2 protein-coding genes are annotated in these 1,701 nt (G+C 62.5%); both read left to right on the forward strand.

Annotated elements, in window-relative coordinates:
• The first annotated feature begins 1 nt into the window (after position 1).
• The gene (locus IAE77_RS09195; protein ID WP_345780972.1) at positions 2 to 214 is read left to right on the forward strand and encodes a hypothetical protein; all 213 of its coding nucleotides are present in this window, start codon (positions 2 to 4) and stop codon (positions 212 to 214) included.
• A gap of 137 nt (positions 215 to 351) precedes the next feature.
• Entirely contained in the window at positions 352 to 1,179 is an 828-nt protein-coding gene (locus tag IAE77_RS09200; protein ID WP_345780973.1) for a DUF932 domain-containing protein, read from the forward strand.
• Positions 1,180 to 1,701 lie beyond the last annotated feature (522 nt).

Genomic DNA, 1,701 nt, shown 5'->3' on the forward strand with positions numbered 1-1,701 from the left:
GTTGGCCAACAACGAGGTTTCCGACGACGACGAACTGCGCGAGCACTTCATCGCCAACGGCCTGAGCGAGGAACAGGCGTGGCAGGCACTGACCTACCGCTCGCTGTACCTGCAGCACATCTTCCTCGAAGGCTTCACGCCAATTCTCAAAGGCCAGGAAGCGCTTTGCTTCAACCCGAACAGCCGCGGCTGGGAGCCGGTGCCGAATCCATAGGCCGGCCTTCACGCGGCGCGCTTCTTCATTCCTCCCACCAGGCCCTGTTCAGCAGGGCTTTTCTTCGTCCCATGCAATCGCGCGCATCCGGCCTCGGCCGCTGGATGTCGATTGCTCCATTCCGCAAGGAGATCATCATGCAACTCGCATCCCGCTTCGCCCCTCGTTCCCCTGTGCTGCGCTCTGACCAGCCGCTGTCGGACGAACAGATTCGCACCGTGGCCCCATCCATCTTCGCGGACACGCCGCACGAAAGCCGCTCTGAACGGTACAGCTACATCCCCACGGCGGCTGTGCTGACCGAACTACGCAAGGAAGGCTTCCAGCCGTTCATGGTGTGCCAGACCCGCGTGCGACACGAGGACCGCCGCGCCTACACCAAGCACATGCTGCGCCTTCGCCACGCCAGCCAGATCAACGGCGCCGAAGCCAACGAGATCATCCTGCTCAACTCGCACGATGGCAGCAGCAGCTACCAGATGTTGGCGGGCATGTTCCGATTCGTTTGCCACAACGGCCTGGTGTGCGGGGACACCTTCGCCGATGTGCGCGTGCCCCACAAGGGCAACGTCACCGATCATGTGATCGAAGGCGCTTATGAAGTGCTGCACGGCTTCGACCGTGTGCAGGACTCTCGTGACGCCATGCGGGTCATCACGCTGGACGATGGCGAGGCCGAAGTCTTCGCCCGATCGGCGCTGACCTTGAAGTACGACGACTCCGGCAAGGCCTTGCCGATCACGGAGACTCAAATTCTGCGGCCCCGTCGTTTCGACGACAACCGCGGCGATCTGTGGTCGGTCTTCAACCGCGTCCAGGAGAACCTGGTCAAGGGTGGCCTGAGCGGCCGCGCCGCCAATGGGCGTCATCAGCGCACCCGACCCGTGCAGGGCATCGACCAGAACGTCCGGCTCAACCGGGCGCTGTGGCTGCTCGCCGATGGCCTGCGTCAGCTCAAAGCCTGAGCCAACAGCCGATCACGTCGAAAGACGCGATCGGCTTTCTTTTCAGCTCTCGGGCCTGCAACCGACTTTGGAAACTCCGCGTCAATGCATAACTGCTTTTCGATTTCACCGCGTCGGCGACAATCGATTCAAGACTGCATCCTCCCTGGCTTCACCTCCCTGAGCCACGCAGTCTTTTTCCGCCCCGGTGTCCCCGGGGCGGTTTTCTTTCGGCGCCCGGAAGACGCTGCAGTCGTTGCTATGGGGTTTGTCCTTAACTCCCTCTCCGCGGAAACCGGGTGCAGCGCCGGGTCGGTTTTTCGCTCCCGCATCACACGCGTCCGGCGCAGGCTATGGCCCATGTCCGTCGGCGTTGCCGACAACATGCCCAGGTAGTCCAGACCTTCAAGGCTACGGTGCGTTGCGACGCACGGTCTGATTCTTCACCACGACGTTCACCGCGTCTTCTTCCATCCCCCTGGGGCAGTGACTGCCCTCGCGGGTGGTGCTGTCTCCGCTCACTTCGAGGACATCACCATGCCT

This window comes from Prosthecobacter sp. (assembly GCF_014879935.1).
Taxonomy (GTDB): domain Bacteria; phylum Verrucomicrobiota; class Verrucomicrobiia; order Verrucomicrobiales; family Verrucomicrobiaceae; genus Prosthecobacter.

Bases quoted from the DNA above. Each gene is read 5' to 3' on its own strand.
- IAE77_RS09200 (WP_345780973.1), top strand. From the start codon at position 352: ATGCAACTCGCATCCCGCTTCGCCCCTCGTTCCCCTGTGCTGCGCTCT.